The organism is Photorhabdus africana, assembly GCF_035181445.1.
GTDB lineage: Bacteria > Pseudomonadota > Gammaproteobacteria > Enterobacterales > Enterobacteriaceae > Photorhabdus > Photorhabdus laumondii.
Genome location: NZ_JAXBVE010000015.1, coordinates 1 through 20,873, shown reverse-complemented (window position 1 = coordinate 20,873; position 20,873 = coordinate 1). Strand labels below are relative to the sequence as shown.

Annotated in this window: 20 protein-coding genes and 1 pseudogene; 15 read left to right on the top strand and 6 right to left on the bottom strand. The window is 40.3% G+C overall.

Annotated features, from left to right (window positions below):
- Nucleotides 1-275: 275 nt before the first annotated feature.
- Nucleotides 276-1,868, top strand: coding sequence for a serine hydrolase domain-containing protein (locus SLS51_RS10440; protein WP_323838044.1), 1,593 nt, complete (start codon nucleotides 276-278; stop codon nucleotides 1,866-1,868).
- 68 nt (nucleotides 1,869-1,936) lie between these two features.
- Here SLS51_RS10440 and SLS51_RS10435 read toward each other — a convergent pair whose 3' ends face one another.
- On the bottom strand, nucleotides 1,937-2,098 hold the full coding sequence (locus tag SLS51_RS10435; protein WP_323838042.1) for a hypothetical protein: 162 nt from the start codon (nucleotides 2,096-2,098) through the stop codon (nucleotides 1,937-1,939).
- 87 nt (nucleotides 2,099-2,185) lie between these two features.
- On the opposite strand from SLS51_RS10435, the gene SLS51_RS10430 reads away from it, so the two are divergent.
- From SLS51_RS10430 to SLS51_RS10415, 4 genes are all read left to right on the top strand, one after another.
- Nucleotides 2,186-3,778 (top strand): serine hydrolase domain-containing protein, encoded by a 1,593-nt coding sequence (locus SLS51_RS10430; protein WP_323838040.1) that lies wholly within the window; start codon nucleotides 2,186-2,188, stop codon nucleotides 3,776-3,778.
- A 177-nt stretch (nucleotides 3,779-3,955) separates the two neighbouring features.
- Complete coding sequence (locus tag SLS51_RS10425; RefSeq protein WP_323838038.1) at nucleotides 3,956-5,545, top strand: serine hydrolase domain-containing protein; 1,590 nt, start codon at nucleotides 3,956-3,958, stop codon at nucleotides 5,543-5,545.
- Between the two features lie 609 nt (nucleotides 5,546-6,154).
- The gene (locus SLS51_RS10420; protein WP_323838036.1) at nucleotides 6,155-7,663 is read left to right on the top strand and encodes an anti-phage dCTP deaminase; all 1,509 of its coding nucleotides are present in this window, start codon (nucleotides 6,155-6,157) and stop codon (nucleotides 7,661-7,663) included.
- A complete protein-coding gene (locus SLS51_RS10415; RefSeq protein ID WP_323838034.1) occupies nucleotides 7,660-7,830 on the top strand; it encodes a hypothetical protein in 171 nt (56 codons plus the stop codon). The genes SLS51_RS10420 and SLS51_RS10415 overlap by 4 nt, the downstream gene beginning before the upstream one ends.
- 342 nt (nucleotides 7,831-8,172) lie before the next feature.
- On the opposite strand, the gene uxuA is transcribed toward SLS51_RS10415, so the two are convergent.
- The 3 genes from uxuA to SLS51_RS10400 form a co-directional block, all read right to left on the bottom strand.
- Complete coding sequence (uxuA, locus tag SLS51_RS10410) at nucleotides 8,173-9,360, bottom strand: mannonate dehydratase (protein ID WP_323838032.1); 1,188 nt, start codon at nucleotides 9,358-9,360, stop codon at nucleotides 8,173-8,175.
- 37 nt (nucleotides 9,361-9,397) lie between these two features.
- Nucleotides 9,398-10,141 carry an FCD domain-containing protein gene (locus SLS51_RS10405; RefSeq protein WP_323838030.1) on the bottom strand — a complete coding sequence of 248 codons (744 nt, stop codon included), beginning with the start codon at nucleotides 10,139-10,141 and terminating at the stop codon, nucleotides 9,398-9,400.
- Between the two features lie 117 nt (nucleotides 10,142-10,258).
- On the bottom strand, nucleotides 10,259-11,239 hold the full coding sequence (locus tag SLS51_RS10400; RefSeq protein WP_323838028.1) for a TRAP transporter substrate-binding protein: 981 nt from the start codon (nucleotides 11,237-11,239) through the stop codon (nucleotides 10,259-10,261).
- A gap of 296 nt (nucleotides 11,240-11,535) precedes the next feature.
- On the opposite strand from SLS51_RS10400, the gene SLS51_RS10395 reads away from it, so the two are divergent.
- From SLS51_RS10395 to SLS51_RS10370, 6 genes are read left to right on the top strand one after another with little or no spacing between them, the layout of a single operon-like run.
- Nucleotides 11,536-12,042 (top strand): TRAP transporter small permease, encoded by a 507-nt coding sequence (locus SLS51_RS10395; protein WP_323838026.1) that lies wholly within the window; start codon nucleotides 11,536-11,538, stop codon nucleotides 12,040-12,042.
- A 27-nt stretch (nucleotides 12,043-12,069) separates the two neighbouring features.
- Nucleotides 12,070-13,371, top strand: coding sequence for a TRAP transporter large permease (locus SLS51_RS10390; protein ID WP_323838024.1), 1,302 nt, complete (start codon nucleotides 12,070-12,072; stop codon nucleotides 13,369-13,371).
- Nucleotides 13,372-13,410: 39 nt separating this feature from the next.
- Complete coding sequence (locus SLS51_RS10385; protein WP_323838022.1) at nucleotides 13,411-14,868, top strand: fructuronate reductase; 1,458 nt, start codon at nucleotides 13,411-13,413, stop codon at nucleotides 14,866-14,868.
- A 21-nt stretch (nucleotides 14,869-14,889) separates the two neighbouring features.
- Entirely contained in the window at nucleotides 14,890-16,314 is a 1,425-nt protein-coding gene (uxaC, locus tag SLS51_RS10380; protein WP_323838020.1) for a glucuronate isomerase, read from the top strand.
- A complete protein-coding gene (locus SLS51_RS10375) occupies nucleotides 16,311-17,255 on the top strand; it encodes a sugar kinase (protein WP_323838018.1) in 945 nt (314 codons plus the stop codon). The genes uxaC and SLS51_RS10375 overlap by 4 nt, the downstream gene beginning before the upstream one ends.
- Before the next feature lie 17 nt (nucleotides 17,256-17,272).
- Nucleotides 17,273-17,902: a bifunctional 4-hydroxy-2-oxoglutarate aldolase/2-dehydro-3-deoxy-phosphogluconate aldolase gene (locus tag SLS51_RS10370; protein ID WP_323838016.1), complete on the top strand. Its 630-nt coding sequence runs from the start codon at nucleotides 17,273-17,275 to the stop codon at nucleotides 17,900-17,902.
- Between the two features lie 45 nt (nucleotides 17,903-17,947).
- On the opposite strand, the gene SLS51_RS10365 is transcribed toward SLS51_RS10370, so the two are convergent.
- On the bottom strand, nucleotides 17,948-18,436 hold the full coding sequence (locus SLS51_RS10365; RefSeq protein WP_036815118.1) for a GNAT family N-acetyltransferase: 489 nt from the start codon (nucleotides 18,434-18,436) through the stop codon (nucleotides 17,948-17,950).
- Nucleotides 18,427-18,699, bottom strand: coding sequence for a type II toxin-antitoxin system TacA family antitoxin (locus SLS51_RS10360; RefSeq protein WP_011144582.1), 273 nt, complete (start codon nucleotides 18,697-18,699; stop codon nucleotides 18,427-18,429). Before SLS51_RS10360 ends, SLS51_RS10365 begins: the two co-directional genes overlap by 10 nt.
- Before the next feature lie 101 nt (nucleotides 18,700-18,800).
- Here SLS51_RS10360 and SLS51_RS10355 point away from each other — a divergent pair, with 101 nt between their 5' ends.
- The 4 genes and pseudogenes from SLS51_RS10355 (at nucleotide 18,801) to cpmH (ending at nucleotide 20,750) form a co-directional block, all read left to right on the top strand.
- Nucleotides 18,801-19,058, top strand: coding sequence for a hypothetical protein (locus tag SLS51_RS10355; protein ID WP_323838012.1), 258 nt, complete (start codon nucleotides 18,801-18,803; stop codon nucleotides 19,056-19,058).
- Between the two features lie 90 nt (nucleotides 19,059-19,148).
- Nucleotides 19,149-19,682: pseudogene (gene cpmF / locus SLS51_RS10350) on the top strand (carbapenem biosynthesis protein CpmF); the annotation flags it as partial.
- Nucleotides 19,672-20,208 carry a carbapenem biosynthesis protein CpmG gene (gene cpmG / locus SLS51_RS10345; protein WP_011145247.1) on the top strand — a complete coding sequence of 179 codons (537 nt, stop codon included), beginning with the start codon at nucleotides 19,672-19,674 and terminating at the stop codon, nucleotides 20,206-20,208. The pseudogene cpmF and the gene cpmG, both read left to right, overlap by 11 nt.
- On the top strand, nucleotides 20,205-20,750 hold the full coding sequence (gene cpmH / locus SLS51_RS10340; RefSeq protein WP_323838009.1) for a carbapenem biosynthesis protein CpmH: 546 nt from the start codon (nucleotides 20,205-20,207) through the stop codon (nucleotides 20,748-20,750). The genes cpmG and cpmH overlap by 4 nt, the downstream gene beginning before the upstream one ends.
- The last annotated feature ends 123 nt before the right edge of the window (nucleotides 20,751-20,873 follow it).

Here is a 20,873-nt window from a genome sequence, read left to right as displayed (position 1 = left end):
AGATACACTTAATTCTAGGCAGAACGGTTATATTTATGTTCTGCCTGTTTTTGTAAATATTAGATCCAAAATGATTTCTGAAAGAAAATAATGTTTATAAAATTTAGATAATTTTAATTTTCATCCGCAGTTACTTTATATTGTCATTCACACATTAAATGATAGTCATTATTACTTGGATATTTCTTGTTTACGTCTTACAGTACTGCCCGCATATGTACTGCTATCAAGTTGTATATATATGTTCTGTTTTGTAACCTTAAATAGGGAAATTCATGATGGAATCGATGATATCTAAAGATAATATTCATTTGTTTATCAATAAAATAGATGAGCTGGTTAATATTGAAAATGAAAAAAAAGGTGGAGCTCTCGCAGTCGCTATTATCCACGATGATAAGATAATTTATCAGCGTCATATCGGGCAAGCTAGCATTGAACATGCTGTGGCTGTAAAACCTAATACTAAATTCTATTTAGCGAGTGCCTCAAAACAATTCACGGCTTTTTGCATAGCCTTGCTGGAGAAAGAAGGAAAGCTCAACGTCAAGGATAAAGTCAGACAATATTTTGATTATTTACCCGCGCATTTTTCTGATATTACCATTGAGCATCTTATTCACCACACCAGTGGGTTACGGGATATATTTTTACTTTATAGTCTGGCGGGTAAAAACTCAAGTTTTGACTACTGCCATGCCGATTTAGTGAGAAAATTGATCCAACGACAACAGACATTTAACGCCCCCATTGGGGAATATTATATTTATAGCAACACGGGCTATTATTTGCTGGGGGAAATCGTCAGCATAGTTTCAGGTAAGTCATTAAAGAAATATGCAGAAGAAAATATTTTCGCTCCATTAGAGATGAAAGATACCATTATCTGTGATGATATAACCGAGATTATCTCTAATCGGGCGATGGGTTACACTTATCATGAGAATTCGCAACAGTGGATAAGAAGTGATATTAACAATTCTGTGATCGGTAGTGCAGCGGTTCACTCCACCGTGAATGATTTATGTCGTTGGGCTAGAGCGTTTTATTCGCCATCTATTGTTCAGGATCTACTGCCTCAATTATCCCGTACACCAGATTTAACCAATGGCAATCGCAACAATTATGCTTACGGTTTGATTATCGACCAACGTGAAGGGCAAAGGATAATACAACACAGTGGTACCTATGCCGGCTTTCGAGCGAATATTTGTATTTTACCGGATGCTAAATTAGGTATGGCGATGACTGCTGCAACCGATGTTGATGTTGGTAAATGGACGGATCGGTATCTTGATATATTGTTTAATACCAATGTTGAGCCAGAAAAACCGCATTGCCTAACCAGTGATATCGATATCACCGGTATTTTCCGAGGGATAGAGCCTTATCCTTATATTATTACCAAAGAAGATGTTTATTTTTTAGGTAATTTATTTACAAAAGGTAACCAAATTATTTTTAACGCTGACGGTACATTCCAAGAACAAGGAAGTAAAATCCAGTTCAGATCCGTCATTGACAATGACAGTGTTATCGCACTGGAACATATTGATGAAAATGGTAACGTTTTTTATTTGAAAAAGATGAACGATGAAGAGAGGGTCGATATTAAGCTATTTTCAGGGCGCTATTATAGTCACGAAACAGAGTCGATAATTAATATTATATCGTCTGGTGATGATATTTATATTGATGGGATTATCCATCCTGTAAAAAAAGAGGCTTTGCGACATATTTATGGCAATAGTTATTTCTCACCCAGTACTGAGTTTGTTATTGATTTTGAATTTGATCCTGATACCAATAAACCTCATCTCTATACCAGTAATTCACGTTGTTGGAAGGTAGAATTCGTCGCAGTTTGATTTATACCCGTCATCTTTCAAGTTGCCTCTTTGTTGGCTGCACTCGCTCACCCCGGTCACATAGTTTGCTATGCTCCCGGGGATTCACTCCCTTGCCGCCGCGATGCATCTTGAAATCCATAGGGTATATATTTATGTTCTGTCTGTTTTTTGTAAACATCAGCTCCCATAGTTACTTTATATTGCCATTCACACATTAAATGATAATCATTATCACTTGGATGTTTCATGTTTACATCTTAAAGTACTGCCCGCATATGTATTGCTATCAGGCCGTATATATATATTTTGTTTGATAACCTTAAATAAGGAAGTTCATGATGGAATCTACTATAGCCACAGATAATATTAAATTATTTCTCAAGAAAATAGATGAACTGGTCAATATTGAGAATAAAAAAAAGGGTGGTGCTCTCGCTGTTGCTGTTACCCACGGCAATAAAATCATTTATCAGCGTCATATTGGACAAGTTAGCATTGAACATGCTGTTGCTGTAAAGCCTAATACTAAATTCTATTTGGCGAGTGTTTCAAAACAATTCACGGCTTTTTGTATTGCTTTGCTGGAAAAAGCAGGAAAGCTTTGCGTCAAGGATAAAGTTGGACAATATTTGGATTATTTCCCCACGGAATTTTCTGATATTACCATTGAACATCTTATTCACCATACCAGTGGATTACGGGATGAGTTTTTACTTTATGAGCTGGCAGGTAAAAATTCGGACTTTGATCACCGCCATATTGATTTAGTCAGAAAACTGACTCAACGGCAACAAGCGCTTAACGTTACGCCGGGGGAATATCATCTCTATTGCAATACGGGCTATAATTTGCTGGCGGAAATAGTTAGAGTGGTTTCAGGTAAATCATTAAGAGAATATGCGGAGGAAAATGTTTTTGCCCCATTAAAGATGAAAGATACCTTTTTCTATGATGATATAAACGAAATTATTCCTGATCGGGCAATGGGCTACACTTATAACGTGAACTCTCATCAGTGGATAAGAGATGATCTTAACGATACGGTGGTCGGTGGTTCAGGGCTTCATTCTACGGTAAATGATTTGTGTCGTTGGATCAGAGCATTTTATTCACCATCCATTGTTCAGGATCTGTTGCCTCAATTATCCCGTACCCCGGATTTAACCAATGGTAACCGTAACAATTATGCTTACGGTGTGATTATCAGCCAACGCGAAGGACAAAAGATAATACAACATGGTGGTTCCTATACTGGTTTTAAATCCCATGTTTGTATTTTACCGGATGCTAAATTAGGTATCGCGATTACCGCTGCAACAGGTGTTGATGTTTCTGTATGGGTGGAACAGCATATTGATATCTTATTTGACACCGATATTAAGCCGGAAGAACCGCATTGCCTAACCAGTGATATCGATATCACCGGTATTTTCCGAGGGGCGGAGCCTTATCCTTATATTATTACCAAGGAAGAGACTTATTTATTAGGTAATTTATTCGAAAAAGGTAACCCGATTATTTTTAACGCTGACGGTACATTCCAAGAGAAAGGCGGTAAAATCCGGTTCAGACCCATCATTGAAAATGACAGTGTTATTGCATTAGAACAGATTGATGAAAATGGCAATGTTTTTTATCTTAAAAAGAGGGTTGATGACGGTAGTATCGATATTCAGCGATTGTCAGGGCGTTATTATAGCCATGAAACAGAAGCAACGATCACGGTTTCTGCTTCTGGCGATGGGATTTATATTGATGGGGTTGTTTATATTGGTAAAAAGGAAGTCTTACGGCGGATTTATGGGAATAGTTATTTTTCTCCCAGTACTGAGCTGATTATTGATTTTGAATTAGATACTGAAACTAATAAACCTCATCTCTATATCAGTAATTCACGTTGTTGGAAGATGGAATTCGTCATAGTTTAATTTATAAAGTGATATTGCTATCAGATCATATATATACCGGTCATCTTTCAAGTTGCTTCTTTGTTGGCTGCACTCACAGTTATCTATGCTCCCAGGGATTCGCTCTCTTGCCGCCGCGATGCATTTTGAAATCCATAGGGTATATATTCTGTTTTATAACCTTAAATAAGGAAATTCATGATGGAATTGACGATATCTAGAGATAACATTAAGTCTCTTGTTAATAAAATAGACAATTTAATTGATATTGAAAATAAAAAAAATGGCGGCGCCCTCGCGGTTGCTGTTACCCACGGAAATGAAACTGTTTATAAGCGTTATATCGGGCAAGCCAGTATTGAACATGCTGTTGCTATCACCCAAAATACGAAGTTCTATATGGCGAGTGTTTCAAAGCAATTCACCGCTTTTTGTATTGCCTTGCTAGAAAAAGAAGGAAAGCTCAACGTCAAGGATAGAGTTGGAAAATATGTGGATTATTTCCCGGCACATTTCTCTGGTATTACCATTGAGCATCTTATTCATCATACCAGTGGGTTACGGGATAAATATGCTCCTTATGGCTTGGCGGGTAAAAACTCAGATTTTGACCACCGCAGTATAGATTTATTGAGAAAGCTGATTCAACGGCAACAAAAGCTTAATTTTATGCCTGGAGAATATCATCTCTATAGCAATATGGGCTATAATTTGTTGGCAGAAATCATCAAAGTGGTTTCGGGTAAATCGTTAAGAGAATATGCGAAAGAAAATATCTTTATTCCATTAAAGATGAATAATACCTCTTTCTATGATGATGTTACTGAGGTTATCTCTGACCGGGCGATAGGTTATGTCTATAACGAAGCTTCAAATCAATGGATAAGATCGGATCACAACGATTCAACTATAGGTAGTGCGGGGCTTCGTTCTACAGTGAGTGATTTGTGTCGTTGGATGAAAGCATTTTATTCACCATCGATTGTGCGGGATATGTTGCCTCATTTATCTCGTATGCCAAATTTAGCTAATGGCAATCGTAACAATTATGCTTACGGTTTGATGATCAGCCAACGTGAAGGGCAAAAGATAATACGGCATGATGGTTCCTATGGTGGTTTTAAAGCTGAGGTTTGTGTTTTACCCGATGTTAAGTTAGGAATCGCGATTACTGCTGCAACAGGTATTAATGCTGTTGAGTTTACTAATCAATGCCTTAATGTATTATTTAACACTGATATGACTGAGCCAGAGCATTGCCGAACCAGTAATATTGATATTATCGGTATGTTCAAGGGGGCTGATCCCTATCCTTATATTATTACCAAGGAAGATTGCTATTTATTAGGTAATTTATTCGAGAAAGGTAATCCGATTATCTTTAACGCCGATGGAACATTCCAAGAGAAGGGGGGAGATATCCGGTTCAGACCGATCATTGAAAATAACAGTGTTATCGCACTGGAACAGATTGATGAAAATGGCAATGTTTTTTATTTGAAAAAGATGACTGATAAAGGTGATATTGATATTCAGCGATTATCCGGTCGCTATTATAATCACGAAACAGAATCAATGCTCAATATTGAAGTATCCGGTGATGAGATTTATATTGATGCGGTTATCTTGCCTGGAAAAAAAGAGGCTTTAAGGTGGGTTTACGAGAATAGTTATTTCTTACCCAGTATTGAATTTATTATTGATTTCGAATTTAATCTTGATACGAATGAGCCTCGTCTCTATTTAAATGATGCACGTTGTTGGAAGATAGAATTCGTCCCAGTTTAGTTTAATTGATAGGGTTGTAAATATGAATTAAGAGCCGTGCTTTTCTGGAAGGATGAAAAAATTAGATTGAGATCATAAAGATATTTTCTATCTAATCTATTTATTTTCAGGCAGAACTATTATGACGATGTTCTGCCTGTTCGACATGATTTTGATATTTTAATTGCTTCATGGATTGTTTTTGGTTTATATTCTCATCGTCCTTGATACGTTAAGGATACACCTTTCTTCTAATTAGAGATATAATTTAGTCTTTATTATAATAGAAGGGGGGTGAATTTATGAAAAAGGGTAAATTATGTGATGTTAATTCATATTTTCTAATCTGGTGTTAGAGGAAAAGTTTAAATAAGAATGTACAGGATATAGTAAATAATAAGTCTATATTTAGCTACGAAATTATATTTGTCTGAATGTTATTGCCCATTTTTTACAAATGTAATTAACGGCTATTTTAAATAGAGTAAAACGATAATAGGAAGAAATACTTAACATGATTAACATACCCTATGGATTTCAAGATGCGTCGCGACGGCCAGGGAGCGAATCCCCGGGAGCATAGAGAACTATGTGACTGGGGTGAGTGAGTGCAGCCAACAAAGAGGCAACTTGAAAGATGACGGGTATATAAATAAAACATATCCATTTGAGGGTGATCAGATGATGCCTTGTGATTTTGATTCTGAGGTCGTTATTGCGTTAGTTGGTGCTGTAGGAACGGATCTGGAAATAATTAGAGATTCTATAACACAGAAACTTAATGCGTTCAGGTATGATGTACAGGAGATAAGAATATCTTCTGAAATTATTTCGGTATTAAGAGATATTCCCTCAACAAGGGATAATTATGAAAGGATAAGTTGCTTAATGTCGGAGGGTAATTATTTAAGAGAGTCTAGTCAGGATAGTTCTATATTGGCATTGGCTGCGGTGGCAGAAATAAATAAAAGAAGGGAGAAGAAGCATTTCTCATCAATACCATCTATTAGGAGGGCATATATTATAAATTCTCTTAAACACCCGGATGAAGTCAATGCACTAAGGGAGATTTATGTAAATGGGTTTTTCTTGATAGGTGTATATACGAGTGAATCTCAGAGATTAAGAAATCTTATCGTTGATAAATGTATTGATGAAGTAAAAGCCAGAGAATTGATTAATCGTGATTCCAATGAAGGGAATAAGTGGGGGCAGCGTACCAGAGATACTTATGAGTTATCAGATTTCTTTATAAATTATGATGGAAATAAAAATAGGGCTGATAATAATATATGGAGAATTTTAGATCTTATTTTTGGTAACCCATATGTCACGCCAACCTTTGATGAATACGCTATGTTCATGGCTTTTTCTGCTTCTCTGCGATCAGCAGATCTTTCCCGTCAAGTTGGTGCGGTATTAACCAAAGATAAGAATATAATTTCAACTGGAGCTAATGATGTACCACGATTCGGTGGAGGGTTATATTGGCCTGATTATGTACGAGATGCAATTGAAGATGTTGAAAATGGTAGAGATTATAAAGTAGGTGAAGATTCAAACGCTAAAGAGAAAAGATTAATTATTGAAGATATACTTGAAGATATTGAAGAGGAACAAAAAGAAAAGTTTAGAGAATGTCTCCTAAATAGCAAGATAAAGGATATTACCGAATATGGCAGGGTTGTACACGCTGAGATGGAAGCAATCTTGGCATGTGCAAGAAGTAACATTAGCACTCATAATGGGATATTATACTGTACTACATTTCCTTGTCATAACTGTGCAAAACATATCGTTGCTAGTGGTATACGGCGAGTTGTCTATATTGAGCCTTATCCTAAAAGTAAAGCTTTTGATTTTCATCCTGATTCTATTTCAACACCTGAAGAGTCTTATGATAATAAAGTGATTTTTGAACCATTTGTGGGTGTTGGACCTCGCTGTTTCTTTAATTTGTTTTCAACAAATCTGGGGATAGGATATAAAATAAAAAGAAAAAATAAGGGTGGCAAAGTTATTAAGTGGCATAGAAAGGATGGAAGGCTGAGAATGAAGATGCTATCATTATCTTATATAGAAAAAGAAACCGAATCAGCAGCTAACGTAGATAACTTAATAAAGGAGTTAAAAAAATGACTAAGAGAGAGGAGTTTTTAGCTTATTTAAGTGAAGCGAGTAAAATAGTTGAACAATGGCCAGATTGGAAGAAAGGTGGATTGAGAACCTATCGTAACTCGCAGACATCTGGTGAAAATAAATCTAAGGACTATACGACAGGTGAGGCTGAAAATAAGTTGGCATAACCTACTCTTATTTATTGAAAAATATAAAGATCGATAAGAATTTTCTGTTTTTATCCCAAATTTATATATTAATAAATCAACTAAAATAATAAATTAAAATTTTAGTTTAAAATGAGCCTGTACATATACCCTATGGATTTCAAGATGCTTCGCGATGGCAAGGGAGAGAATCCCCGGGAGCATAGCAAACTATGTGACTGGGGTGAGCGAGTGCAGCCAACAAAGAGGCAACTTGAAAGATGACGGGTATAAAGTTGTAGTCAATCGCTTTAACATGGCTTTATCTAAATAAAGTAACCCTTTTTAGGGTTACTAGTAAATATAGTGAATAACGTAAATGCATTACTTATTCTCAAAAAACGCTCGCCTTAAACCTAATTCCAGACCGCGAATTTCTGCCAAACCTTTTAATCGACCAATACAGGAATAGCCGGGATTAGTCTGTTTTTTCAGGTCATCAATTATTTGATGGCCGTGATCAGGGCGCATAGGTATTAAACGATTATCTCCAGCCTTCTTACGGCGATATTCTTCACGCAGGATTTCCATCACGACATTATACATATCCACATCACCTGCCAGATGAGCGGCTTCATGGAAAGTTTTGCTGTTTTCTTCCCGTTGGGTGGAGCGCAGGTGAGTGAAATAGATTCGGTTGCCATAGCGTTTAATTATCTCAACCAAATCATTATCACCACGAACGCCATAGGAGCCGGTACACATCGTAATTCCATTAGTCGGGCTTGGTTCAATGGTGGTCAGCCATTCAATATCTTCAATGGTGGAAATAATACGTGGTAAGCCCAGAATAGGACGCGGCGGATCATCCGGGTGAATTGCCAGACGTAAACCGTATTCTTCACATACAGGAACAATCTGGTGCAGGAAATAAGCCAAATGTTCACGCAGTTTATCGCGGGTAATATCTTTGTAGCGATCTAATTGCGCCTGAAATTCTGCTAACGTATAGCCCTCTTCGGCTCCCGGCAGACCGGCAATAATATTCGTGGTGAGTTTCTTAATATCAGCCGCAGACATGTTGTCGTAATAGACTTTTGCCTGAGCTTGCTCTTCAACGGTGTAATCAGCTTCTGCATTTGGTCGTTTGAGGATATAGATTTCAAATGCGGCGAAGGCAATTTGGTCAAAACGCAGGGCCTTAGAACCATCAGGGAGTGAATATTCCAGATCGGTGCGTGTCCAGTCCAGCACGGGCATAAAATTATAGCAGACGGTATCAATGCCACATTCCGCCAAATTTTTCAGTGAAGTTTTGTAGTTATTAATCCATTGCGGATAGTGACCGGTCCGGGTTTTAATCTCTTCATGGACAGGCACACTTTCAACAACTGACCAGATAAGCCCCTTATTTTCGATGAGGGTTTTACGGGCCAAGATTTCGTTTTTGTTCCAAACATGGCCGTTAGGAATATGGTGTAATGCGGTAACGATGCCGGTTGCACCAGCCTGACGGATATCATCTAAAGAAACAGGATCATTTGGGCCGAACCAACGCCAAGTTTGTTCCATTGTTATTTACCTTATATACAAACGCCAGAATAAAAACTTATTTACAGGGATATGAATTAAAGAGATAACCGTCGAAATAGGGATCGTCAATATCAGACAATTCCAGTAAACGTAATTTCACATTCTCCAAATGTTGCCACATTGCTTGTTTGGCTGCCGCCGGATCTTTTTTGATCATGGCGGATAAAATGATCTGATGGTCATGCAGCCATTCTTTACGATAATCTTTATCGGTAATTCGAGTATGCAGTTTCTGCCACATAGGATTATTTTCCCGCCATGTCCAAGATTGTTTAAGCAGTTCAACTAACATGCTGTTATGGGTTGCTTCCGCAATTGCCAGATGGAATTCTCTGTCACCGGATTCATCTTCACCGGAGGCTAAATCTTCGGATTCCTTTTGCAATGCTCGACGCATATTAGCAATGTTATTTGGTGTCACTTGCAGGGCGGCAAATTCGGCAATATTACTTTCCAGTAATTGGCGAGCTTGTAATAGCTCAAAAGGTCCCGCTGCGTTAACTGAACATGAAGAGGAAGTTGACAGGTGAGGGCGGTTAATAATATAGATCCCGGAACCTTTGCGGACTTCAATAAGGCTTTCTAGTTCGAGCATAATTAATGCTTCACGCACAACGGTTCTGGAAACTCTTAATAATTCGGCAAGCTCTCGCTCCGGTGGTAAGCGATCCCCGATACGATATTGCTGGTTGGCAATCATCTCTCTTAATGAAATGCCAACTTCTTGGTAAGGACGTTTTGGCTCAAGTAAATGCTTCATGGTGTCACTATTGTTGTCGTGATTATCGATGGTATTGTGTAAATAATAGTCAAAAATAGAAATTGGTCAACCAAAAATGCCACTTAAAGATGAAGGCCAAATGGCCTTCGCCAATGATTATCTGACTGCGCGGATGCGCTCTACCATACGGTAAAGCATTGGATCGCTTTTCTTAATATCGTCGTACATTGGTTTGACCGCTTCTTCAAACGATTTTTGATCCACATCGACGAACTGGACCCCAATTTTCTCTGCATTTTGGCGCTCTTTCTCCTCTGATTTTTCCCATAGTTTGGTCATATATTGAGAAGAGTTAATGGCCGAGTTTATAAGGATTTTTTGTTGTTCTGATGACAGCTTATTTAGCGATTTAGTAGAAATAACAAGGACGTCTGGCACCATAGTATGGTTATCCAGCGAGAAGTATCTGGCAACTTCACTGTGACGGCTCAGGCTAAAAGAGGGAATATTATTTTCTGCGGCATCGACCACACCTTGTTGTAGAGCAGTATACAGTTCGCCGTAAGCCAGTGGTGTTGGGTTACCGCCTAAATTTTTCACCATTGCAATGGCTGTTGGGCTAGGCTGAACCCGAATTTTCATGCCTTTTAGGTCCTCAGGTGTGCGGATAGGCTTTTTGGCGTAGAAGCTACGAGCGCCCGCTTCATAGTAGGTTATACCAATAAAGCCACGGTTTTTGCTGGATGTCAGAATCTCTTTACCAATCTCGCCGTTTTTAATTTTTTCGTAATGGGCTTTATCGCGAAACAGATAAGGTAAGTTAAAAGCAGAATAAGTGGGCGAAAAAGCTTCCAATTCTGCGGCATTGGATTTGACTAAATCCAATGCACCATTTTGCATCAGTTCCATCGATTCCCGCTGGTTACCCAATTGTGCGTCTGGATAGATCCGAATACGAACATCACCATGCGTTTTTTGGCGAACTTCATCTGCAAACTGAGTCATTGCCTTGTGCACTGCATGATCGCGGTTATGGTTATGGCTGAGTTTTAATGTTGTTACTGCCATAACTTGTGACGCGCCTAAAGCAAATACCGCACCGATTACAGTAGATAAAATACGCTTAGAATTGCTCATTGTTCGTTCTCCAATTGTTGTAAATAGGTTACGGGCACAACTGAACTGACGGTCAAACCATAAGCATCACTTCGGATTTCGTCAAAAAGTAAAAGTGATTTGGTTGACCAATATCACAAAATAATCGGGCAAACGGGTGAACCAGTCAGTTTGTGATCCCGCTCACTGGATGTTTTTTTGACCTGGATCTTATAATCCAAGCAACGTAAAGCTTCCTTTACTGATTTTGGTCAGACAGTTTGCCCTATTTGGTCGATCAAATAGGCGCATGTTGAGACCAATAAGGACAAAGCCCCGTGAAAAACCTTGTGTATTGCATCAATAAAGGTTTGGCATTTTTTACCGTCAGCCTTTCCGTTTTTTTGGTGTTTTGTGTCACATGGCAGGTGGTTTCCCGCTATGTGTTTGGTACGCCGAGTACGGTAACCGATGAACTTGCTCGTTATCTGTTTATGTGGGTTGCCATGATTGGCGCGGCATATACCACAGGTCAACATCGCCATTTAGCTATCGACCTGTTAACGATGAAACTTAAGGGAATAGGCAAAAATAGTGTGGGTTTGGTGATCCAAGCCGCGATCGTGCTGTTTGCTTCGATCGTGCTGGTGTATGGCGGATCAGTGCTAGTGATTTCAACCCTTGAAACCGGGCAGATCACGCCCGCGCTGGGATTACCGATGGGATATGTCTATTTATGTCTGCCAATTAGCGGTGTTCTGATGATCTGCTATGTGCTAGTAGACATTGTTGCTCTTATTCGGAATTTTTCAGGTAAAGACGCGGTTATTTCTGAAAATCAATAAAGTCACCAGGCAGAAGAGGATGGGCTTATGGATTGGCAAGTGGTTTTAGCGTTGTTCGGTAGTTTTGCCGTGTTGCTGGCACTGGGTGTACCGGTATCCTTTGCGATTGGTTTGTCATCATTACTGGCAATTATGATGACTTTGCCAATGGAAGCGGCTATTACCGTGGTTGCTCAACGTATGGCAGTCGGTGTTGATAACTTCTCTCTGCTCGCTATCCCGTTCTTTATTCTGGCGGGAAATATTATGAATCAGGGGGGAATCGCTTCCCGTCTAATTAATCTGGCGAAAGTCATGGGCGGCCGTTTGCCCGGTTCTCTGGTGCACGTCAATATTATGGCGAATATGTTTTTCGGTGCGATTTCTGGCTCAGCGGTGGCATCGGTTGCGGCGGTCGGCGGAACGATGGCGCCAATACAGAAAAAAGAGGGTTATGAACCGGAATATTCTGCCGCTGTAAACATTGCTTCCTGTCCTGCCGGTTTGTTAATCCCGCCAAGCAATACTTTGATTGTTTATTCACTGGTTTCTGGTGGCACATCAATTGCCGCACTGTTTTTGGCGGGTTATATTCCCGGTATTTTGATGGGTCTATCTTTGATGGTTGTGGCGGCAATCATTGCCAAACGCCGTGGTTATCCGGTATCGCCCAAGCCGACATGGAACGAGTTTTTCACCACATTGGTTCGCGCATTGCCTTCTCTGATGCTGGTTGTGGTTATTATGGGAGGGATCATTGCGGGTATTTTTACCGCCACAGAAGCCTCGGCGATTGCCGTGTTATACAGCTTTGTATTGGCAGTATTGATTTATCGTGAAGTCAGTATCGCCAAACTACCCAAAATCATTCTGGATTCTGCGGTGACCACTTCCATTGTTTTGTTGCTGATTGGTGCATCAATGGGTATGTCTTGGGCAATGGCGAATGCGGATCTGCCCTATTTGATCGCTGATGCGCTAATGGCGGTTTCTGAAAACCCACTGGTTATTCTGCTGGTCATTAATATCATTCTGTTGCTGGTCGGAACTTTTATGGATATGACACCGGCGATTCTGATTTTTACGCCGATTTTCCTGCCAGTAGCACAGAATATGGGCATTGATCCGGTACATTTCGGTATCATTATGACCTTCAACCTGGCTATTGGTATCTGTACACCACCGGTAGGGAGTGCGTTGTTTGTGGGGTGTGCTATCGGTGAGGTCAGCATTAATAAGGTATTGAAACCTTTAGTCCCCATGTATTGCGCTTTGGTTATCGCGTTGATGCTGGTGACCTTCATACCGCAACTGAGCTTGTGGTTGCCTCAGATGTTACTGAATGACTAAGCATTCAGGTAATCCGCGTCATTAAACAGGAATTGTTCTATGATCCGTAATATAGCCAACAGCAAAATTAATCCCGCTATTTCTCTGCCTTTTTATGATCGTCAGAAGTTGGTTGCCCGTATTGTCCATCTGGGATGTGGTGCTTTTCACCGTGCACATCAGGCGGTTTTTACTCATCATATGCTGGAAAAAACGGGCAGTGATTGGGGAATTTGTGAAGTCAGTTTATTCTCCGGTCATCGGTTGATTCAGCAACTTAAAGGGCAGGAGTGCTTGTGTACCATTGCGGAGAAAGGGGCAGAAAAAACCGAGTTAAAAATTATCGGCTCTATGATTGATGCCTTGCACCCTGAGTTTGTGGGTCAGCAAGGTATTCTGGAAACGATAGCGCAGCCGCAAGTGGCGATTATTTCTCTGACGATTACCGAAAAAGGGTATTGCATCGATGCAGCCAGCGGCAAGCTGGATGTGAATAATGCATTGATTCAACGGGATTTAGCTAACCCAACCGAACCAACATCTGCTATTGGTTACATTGTCGAGGCGCTCCGTCTGCGTTATGAACGTAATTTGCCGCCATTGACGGTGATGTCCTGCGATAATGTCAGAGAAAATGGCAAAGTTGCCCGTGAAGCGGTGGTGAGTTTTGCCCGTTTGCGTGATGAAAAGTTAGCCCAATGGATTGAACTGAATGTGACTTTTCCATGCACAATGGTTGACCGTATTGTTCCTGCGGCTACGCCAGAATCGTTGGCGGAGATAGCCGCACAGCTAGGTGTATACGATCCCGGTGCAATTACCTGTGAACCTTTCCGTCAATGGGTGATTGAGGATAACTTTGCCAATGGCCGCCCAAACTGGGATGTGGCAGGAGCCCAATTCGTTCAAGATGTGGTGCCTTTTGAAACCATGAAATTGCGGATGCTAAACGGTGGCCACTCATTTTTAGCCTATCTGGGCTATTTGGCAGGATATACATATATTGCTGACACAATGGCGAACCCCGATTACCGGCAAGCTGCCTTGGATCTGATGCTGAAAGAACAAGCGCCAACTTTGACGATGCCGGTAGGAACCGATCTTTTCCAGTATGCTCATCGGTTGATTGAGCGTTTTAGTAACCCTAACCTTAAACATCAAACTTGGCAGATAGCAATGGATGGCAGCCAGAAATTACCACAACGTATGTTTGATTCTGTGGCTTATCATCTGGCAAATGGCGGCGATTATCGTCATTTAGCTTTGGGTATCGCCGGGTGGATGCGTTATGTCAGTGGAAAAGATGAACAAGGCAAATTGATTGATGTGCGTGATCCACTCGTTGAGCAATTTAAATCTATTTATCAGCAATATGGGTTATCTGCTGATGTGGTACCCGCGTTGTTGGCGATTTTTGGTAACCCAGTGTTAGCTAATCCGCATTTTGTCCGGGTGGTTAGCGAAGCTTATCAATTATTATTGGATTGCGGCGCTCGTCATGCTGTGGCGGCACTTTGATTTGGCTGACAGGAAAAAGAGATGAAAAATTTTATGGGTGAAGATTTTCTGCTGAACAATGAAATTGCCCGTCAGCTATATCATGAACATGCCGCCGATATGCCGATTTATGATTATCACTGTCATCTTAATCCACGAGAAATTGCTGAAAATCGCCGATTTGATAACCTTGGTCAGATTTGGTTAGAAGGGGATCACTACAAATGGCGGGCTATGCGCTGTGCGGGTATTGATGAATCGTTGATTACCGGCAAGCAAACCCGTGATGCTGAAAAATATCAGGCATGGGCAAAAACAGTACCGTTGACATTGGGAAATCCGCTTTATCACTGGACACATCTAGAATTACGTCGTCCATTTGGTATTACAGGGAAATTGTTCGGGCCACACACTGCTGATGAAATCTGGCATCAATGTAATGAAAAGCTGGCAACACCGGCGTTTTCAGCGCGTGGCATTATGCAGCAAATGAATGTGCGTATGGTTGGAACCACGGATGATCCGGTCGATTCTCTGCAATATCACCGCCAAATCGCGACAGATGAGAGTTTCGATATCGAAGTATTACCAAGCTGGCGTCCTGATCGGGTATTTAAAATCGAGCTGGCGGGTTTCATTGACTATATCAAACAGCTTGAAGCCGTGGCTGATGTATCGATTGTTGCTTTTGCTGATGTGTTGAACGCGTTGGAGCGTCGGCTTGAGCATTTTGTTGTTCATGGCTGCCGGGCTGCTGATCACGGCATAGAAAATCTGCGCTATGCTCCCATTCCGAATGAAGCGGTATTAGATAGCATCCTGCAAAAACGGCTGGCAGGGAACACTCTCTCTGATCTTGAAATTGCGCAGTACACCACGGCGATTCTGGTATGGCTTGGCCGGCAATATGCCGCCCGTGGTTGGGTGATGCAAATGCATATTGGCGCTATTCGCAACAATAATAGTCGGATGTTCCGCTTACTTGGCGCGGATAGTGGCTTTGATTCCATTGGTGATAACAATATCGCTTGGCCGTTATCTCGCTTGCTGGATAGTATGGATGTGACGGATGAGTTGCCGAAAACGATTCTTTACTGTCTGAATCCACGAGATAACGAAGTGATTGCAACGATGGCCGGTAACTTTCAAGGTGGCGGTATCGCCGGTAAAGTGCAGTTTGGTTCGGGCTGGTGGTTCAATGATCAGAAAGATGGCATGTTGCGTCAGCTTGAACAACTTTCCCAACTTGGGCTGCTGAGTCAATTTGTTGGTATGTTGACCGATTCCCGTAGCTTTCTTTCATACACGCGGCATGAATATTTTCGTCGCATTCTGTGTAATGTGTTAGGGCAATGGGCAGAAAAGGGCGAAATTCCTAACCACAAAGCCATATTAGGACAGATAGTTGAGGATATTTGTTTTAATAACGCCTGCCGTTATTTTGCCTTGCCGGGAGAAAACCCATGAAGCAGATTGCCCTCCTTGGTGAATGTATGATTGAACTTAATGGCGCCCCTTTTGCTACCATGCATCAGGCTTTTGGTGGTGATGTCCTGAACAGTGCAATTTATTTAGCGCGTGCAAGCCAACAGAAGATTGCCGTTCATTTTGTGACTGCGTTGGGCTTGGATTCGCTCAGTGAAGGGATGATCACACGTTGGCAAGACGAGGGTATTCGCACCCATCTGGTTTTGCGTGATCCGGTTCGCCAACCGGGACTGTATTTGATTCAACTTGATGGACAGGGAGAACGGACCTTTCTGTACTGGCGTAATGATTCTGCTGCCCGTTATATGGTGCGTCATCCTGATTTCTCTTCGGTTATGCAAGCATTACAGCAGATGGATGCCATTTATCTCAGTGGCATCAGCTTGGCTATCTTGCCTGTCGATGATCGTGAAAAACTACTAAACTTGCTGGCTGAACTGGCTGCTCAAGGAAAAACCATCATTTTCGACAGTAATTACCGCCCGGCATTGTGGCAAAGTGTGGCGGAAACCCAAGTTTGTTATCAGAAATTACTTGCCTTTACCTCTCTGGCACTGGTGACAGATGACGATGAATGTAAGCTGTGGGGCGATAAATCGGTTACAGCCACCATGATTCGCCTTAAACAAGCAGGAGTTAAAGAAGTCGTTATTAAAGCGGGGGCTGCCGGTTGCTATTATCAGCATTTGGTACAGGATACTCCGATTGAGCTGATCCCAACGGTGCCGGTTGTTAACGTGGCCGATACCACGGCGGCGGGAGACGCCTTTAATGCTGGGTTTCTGGTAGGATTTCTGACGGATTGCCCGATACAACACGCGGCAATTATGGGGCATCGTCTGGCTGGTACCGTTATTCAGCATAAAGGGGCGATTATTCCAATCAGTGCAACTCAAGCAGTGACTGACAGTTTCTTTTAACAGCGGAGAGAAAATTGATGAAACAGATGATTGAACAGTTACGCCAGTTAAAAATTGTACCTGTGATTGCTGTTGACCGAGCGGAAGATATTATTCCGTTGGGTAAAGCATTGGCTGACAACGGCTTGCCGGTAGCCGAAATTACTTTCCGTTCTACGGCAGCGGCGGAAGCTATTCGTTTGTTGAGAGCAGCTCAGCCGAATATGCTGATTGGTGCAGGTACTGTTTTGAATCGTGATCAGGTGGTTGCTGCAAAACAGGCTGGCGCCGATTTTATGGTTTCGCCGGGTTTTAATCCAAATACGGTCAAAGCTTGTCAGCAATTGAATATTCCTATCATTCCAGGTGTGAATAATCCAAGCGCGATCGAAGGTGCAATGGAATTGGGGCTAAAACTGCTGAAATTCTTCCCGGCAGAACCTTCCGGCGGTTTGCCAATGATTAAAGCGATATTAGCACCTTATACTGAACTGCAAATTATGCCGACTGGGGGAATCGGACCAAACAATATTCGCGATTATCTTGCTGTACCGCGTATTGTGGCGTGTGGTGGTTCATGGATGGTTAGTCAAGCGCTGGTGGAGAACCGAAATTGGCAGGAAATCGGTCGCCTGACGCGTGAAGCGGTGGATTTGGTGAATACTTAAGGAATATACCCTATGAATTTCAAGATGCATCGCGGCGGCAAGCAGTCACTTCTGTTTGCCTAATGGAAGCATCAGTGTGTATGGCTCCAACGGTGACTGGGCGAAGCCAAGACGCGTATAGAACGTTCGAGCGCTCTCATCAAGTGCGTGGACGATTATAGCCGAAATGCCCACCTGTTCTGCCGTGCTGGCGACACGCTTCCAAGCATCTTGGAGAAGCAATGCCCCGAGCTTCTTCCCCTGATATTCCACATCGACAGCCAGACGGCCGAGAAGCACTACAGGGATAGGATCTGGCATATTGCGTTTAAGCGATGGTGTAGATTCAATATGATTAATTGAACCGGCGCTTAGACAATAATAACCGATAACGTCTTTTGTGCCTTCCTTGCAAATAACAAATGTGCGGCTCGCGCCGAGCTTATTATTTTTTAAAGCCCGGCGTGAAAGCCATTCGTTTAATGTTTCATGCTGGCAATAAAAATCATTTATATTATGTTCAGCCGTTAATATTTCAGGTGTGCTTATTCCCACGGCGCTTTATATCCCATCAGTTTTTTAAAACCTTCATTATCAGAAAGCGGTTGCTCCAGCATCTGCATGAACATATGGTATTTTTCGTCGTTAACGAAAAAGTGGCGCTGATCGAGTATGGCATCTTCGGCTGCGCGGCAGGCAGCATCCAAGATGAAATCAGTTCGGGTTTTTGAGAGCAGGTTTGCTGCATGGTCAATAAGCTCCCGCTGGAAGGCTTTCGCCCGGATGTTGATTGGGGTTTCTTTAGGTTGTGTTCTCATAAATCACCTGTGTAGCAAATTGGTAGACAGTCATTATAGCAGTTGTATAACTAATAGATATACATTTAGCGTCTCCATTTGAAATCTTATGAAACGTAAGCATGCTGGGTTACCCAAAATATAGTGGCTGGTCTTCTGCTGACTGGCGTCGGCCTAATTTATATGAACGTCAGACACCAGAACAAACTTTGTTAGAATTACTGACAGTGAGCTTGATACCTGAAAATATCTTAATGCGGTTGAAACTTAAGTTTGGGGTTAAATTTGAACAACTAGAAAACCTTGATCGAATGATTTTAGCGACAGTGGCTGTAGAAGGATGGATTAGGTTATGTCCCTCAATTAAATTATGGCCTTAAGAAAAAGGTCGTAACGAGCCATAACATGTTTTTTCCGAAAGTCAGAGCCAGATAGATTATTCTATCTCAGCCTATTGCGGGACACAGCCTAGTATTAAATGGTTAGATACCATTCTTTTTTCAAATGCATTAAGTGAGAAATTAAAACTCACTCCAGTATATTTTCAAAAAGGAAATAAAATTATTAGAAAAAAAGACAAAAACTTAGAGATCTTTATAAATACAAACGCTAATGGCTATCGTTTACCTACCTTAAATGAATGGCATGTTGCAGCAAGGGGCGGAAAGCCTGCCTTACGATTAGGAAGATATGGATACTATCACTCTGGAAGCAATGATTCTAAGAAGGTGGCATGGTATCCAGAGTTTAATACAAGTAATTTTGGAACACAGGTTGTAGGTAAATTATCTCCAAACGACTTAGATTTATACGATATGAGTGGAAATGTTTCTGAATGGGTCTATGATAGTTATGAACTTGGTACAGTTAAGTTGTACTATTTTTGTGGTGGAAGTTATCTTTCCCATGCAAACAGCTTATCCAGTTGTGATAACCATAGTTCAGGATATATTATGCCAGATGTTGGATTTAGATTAGTTAGGAGCTATTTAAATGAAAAATAAATTTTACCTTATTTTTATTTTACTTTTCTCGTTTGAGGCATTTTCTCATTGCGGAAATAAGGTAAATCTAAAGGATGGAATCAATCTTATAGATTTGAATGGTGATGGAAAAAAAGATGTAATTTTTTATGCCAAATTTGAAAACAATACATCTCATCCAAGTAACACATTAACTGTTTTTATAAAAAATAAAAATGGGAAATTTAATATAGTTCCACTCCCAAATGATACTGGTTTTACTTGGTTTGATTTTAAATTATCTGCTTCTGAAATAAAAATACAAGATTACGAGCTAAGGGTAAAAAATGGAGTTTATTATATTATTTTTTTTCGCAAAAAAAATAATGATGATGACATATTTGGAGAATACCCAGTAGAATTTATTAAATATGATATAAAATATAACAATGAAGTGCCTGGTATTTCAAATTATTATTGGGATTATACTAAATCCTATCTTACAAAGAAAAAATATAAAAATGTTAGTGATGCCATGACAGAATATAATATGGAGTGTAGTTTATGAAATTTTTTTTATTTTTTTTTGTTTTTTTATCTTTTTTTTGTCATTCAGGAGAAAATGAATCTTTTAGAAAAAAAATACAAAAAAAAATTGACGATAAAATATTATTATGCCTAGGTGAGACTGAATGGCCAGTATCAATTAATGAAGATTCTATATGGGCTAATGCGAACATGGAATCTCTTGTTGATGCTGGATTAGTAAAGTTGGATTTTAAAAGAGGAAAAAATAAATTATGGAATTTAACCAATTTAGGGAAAAAAGAATTTAATAAAAATGGTGATTTTTGTTACGGTAGAATGATGTTAAAAGACATTCTAAATATAAATTACATAAATAAAAAAAGAGGATTTATAGTTTTTAACTACTATGTACACTTATTACCTGAATGGGCTAAGAACAAATCAATAAGGTTTGCATATTCTTATCTAGATAATATTATCACAGGCATTGACAATGAAAAATATCAAATTGAATTTGAAAAATCTGACACTGGGGTTATTAAAATAATAAGTGATCCTATTCAACTTGAAATTCTTTACTAATTTTAAGCAATAATCATATACAGGCTCTTAAGCAGTAACTGTATATTTTAGATAGAAAAAAGGCTTCATTTATGATCTGATAATCGTCGCCAAACTAATACCAAAACCACGGATGAAGCCTGT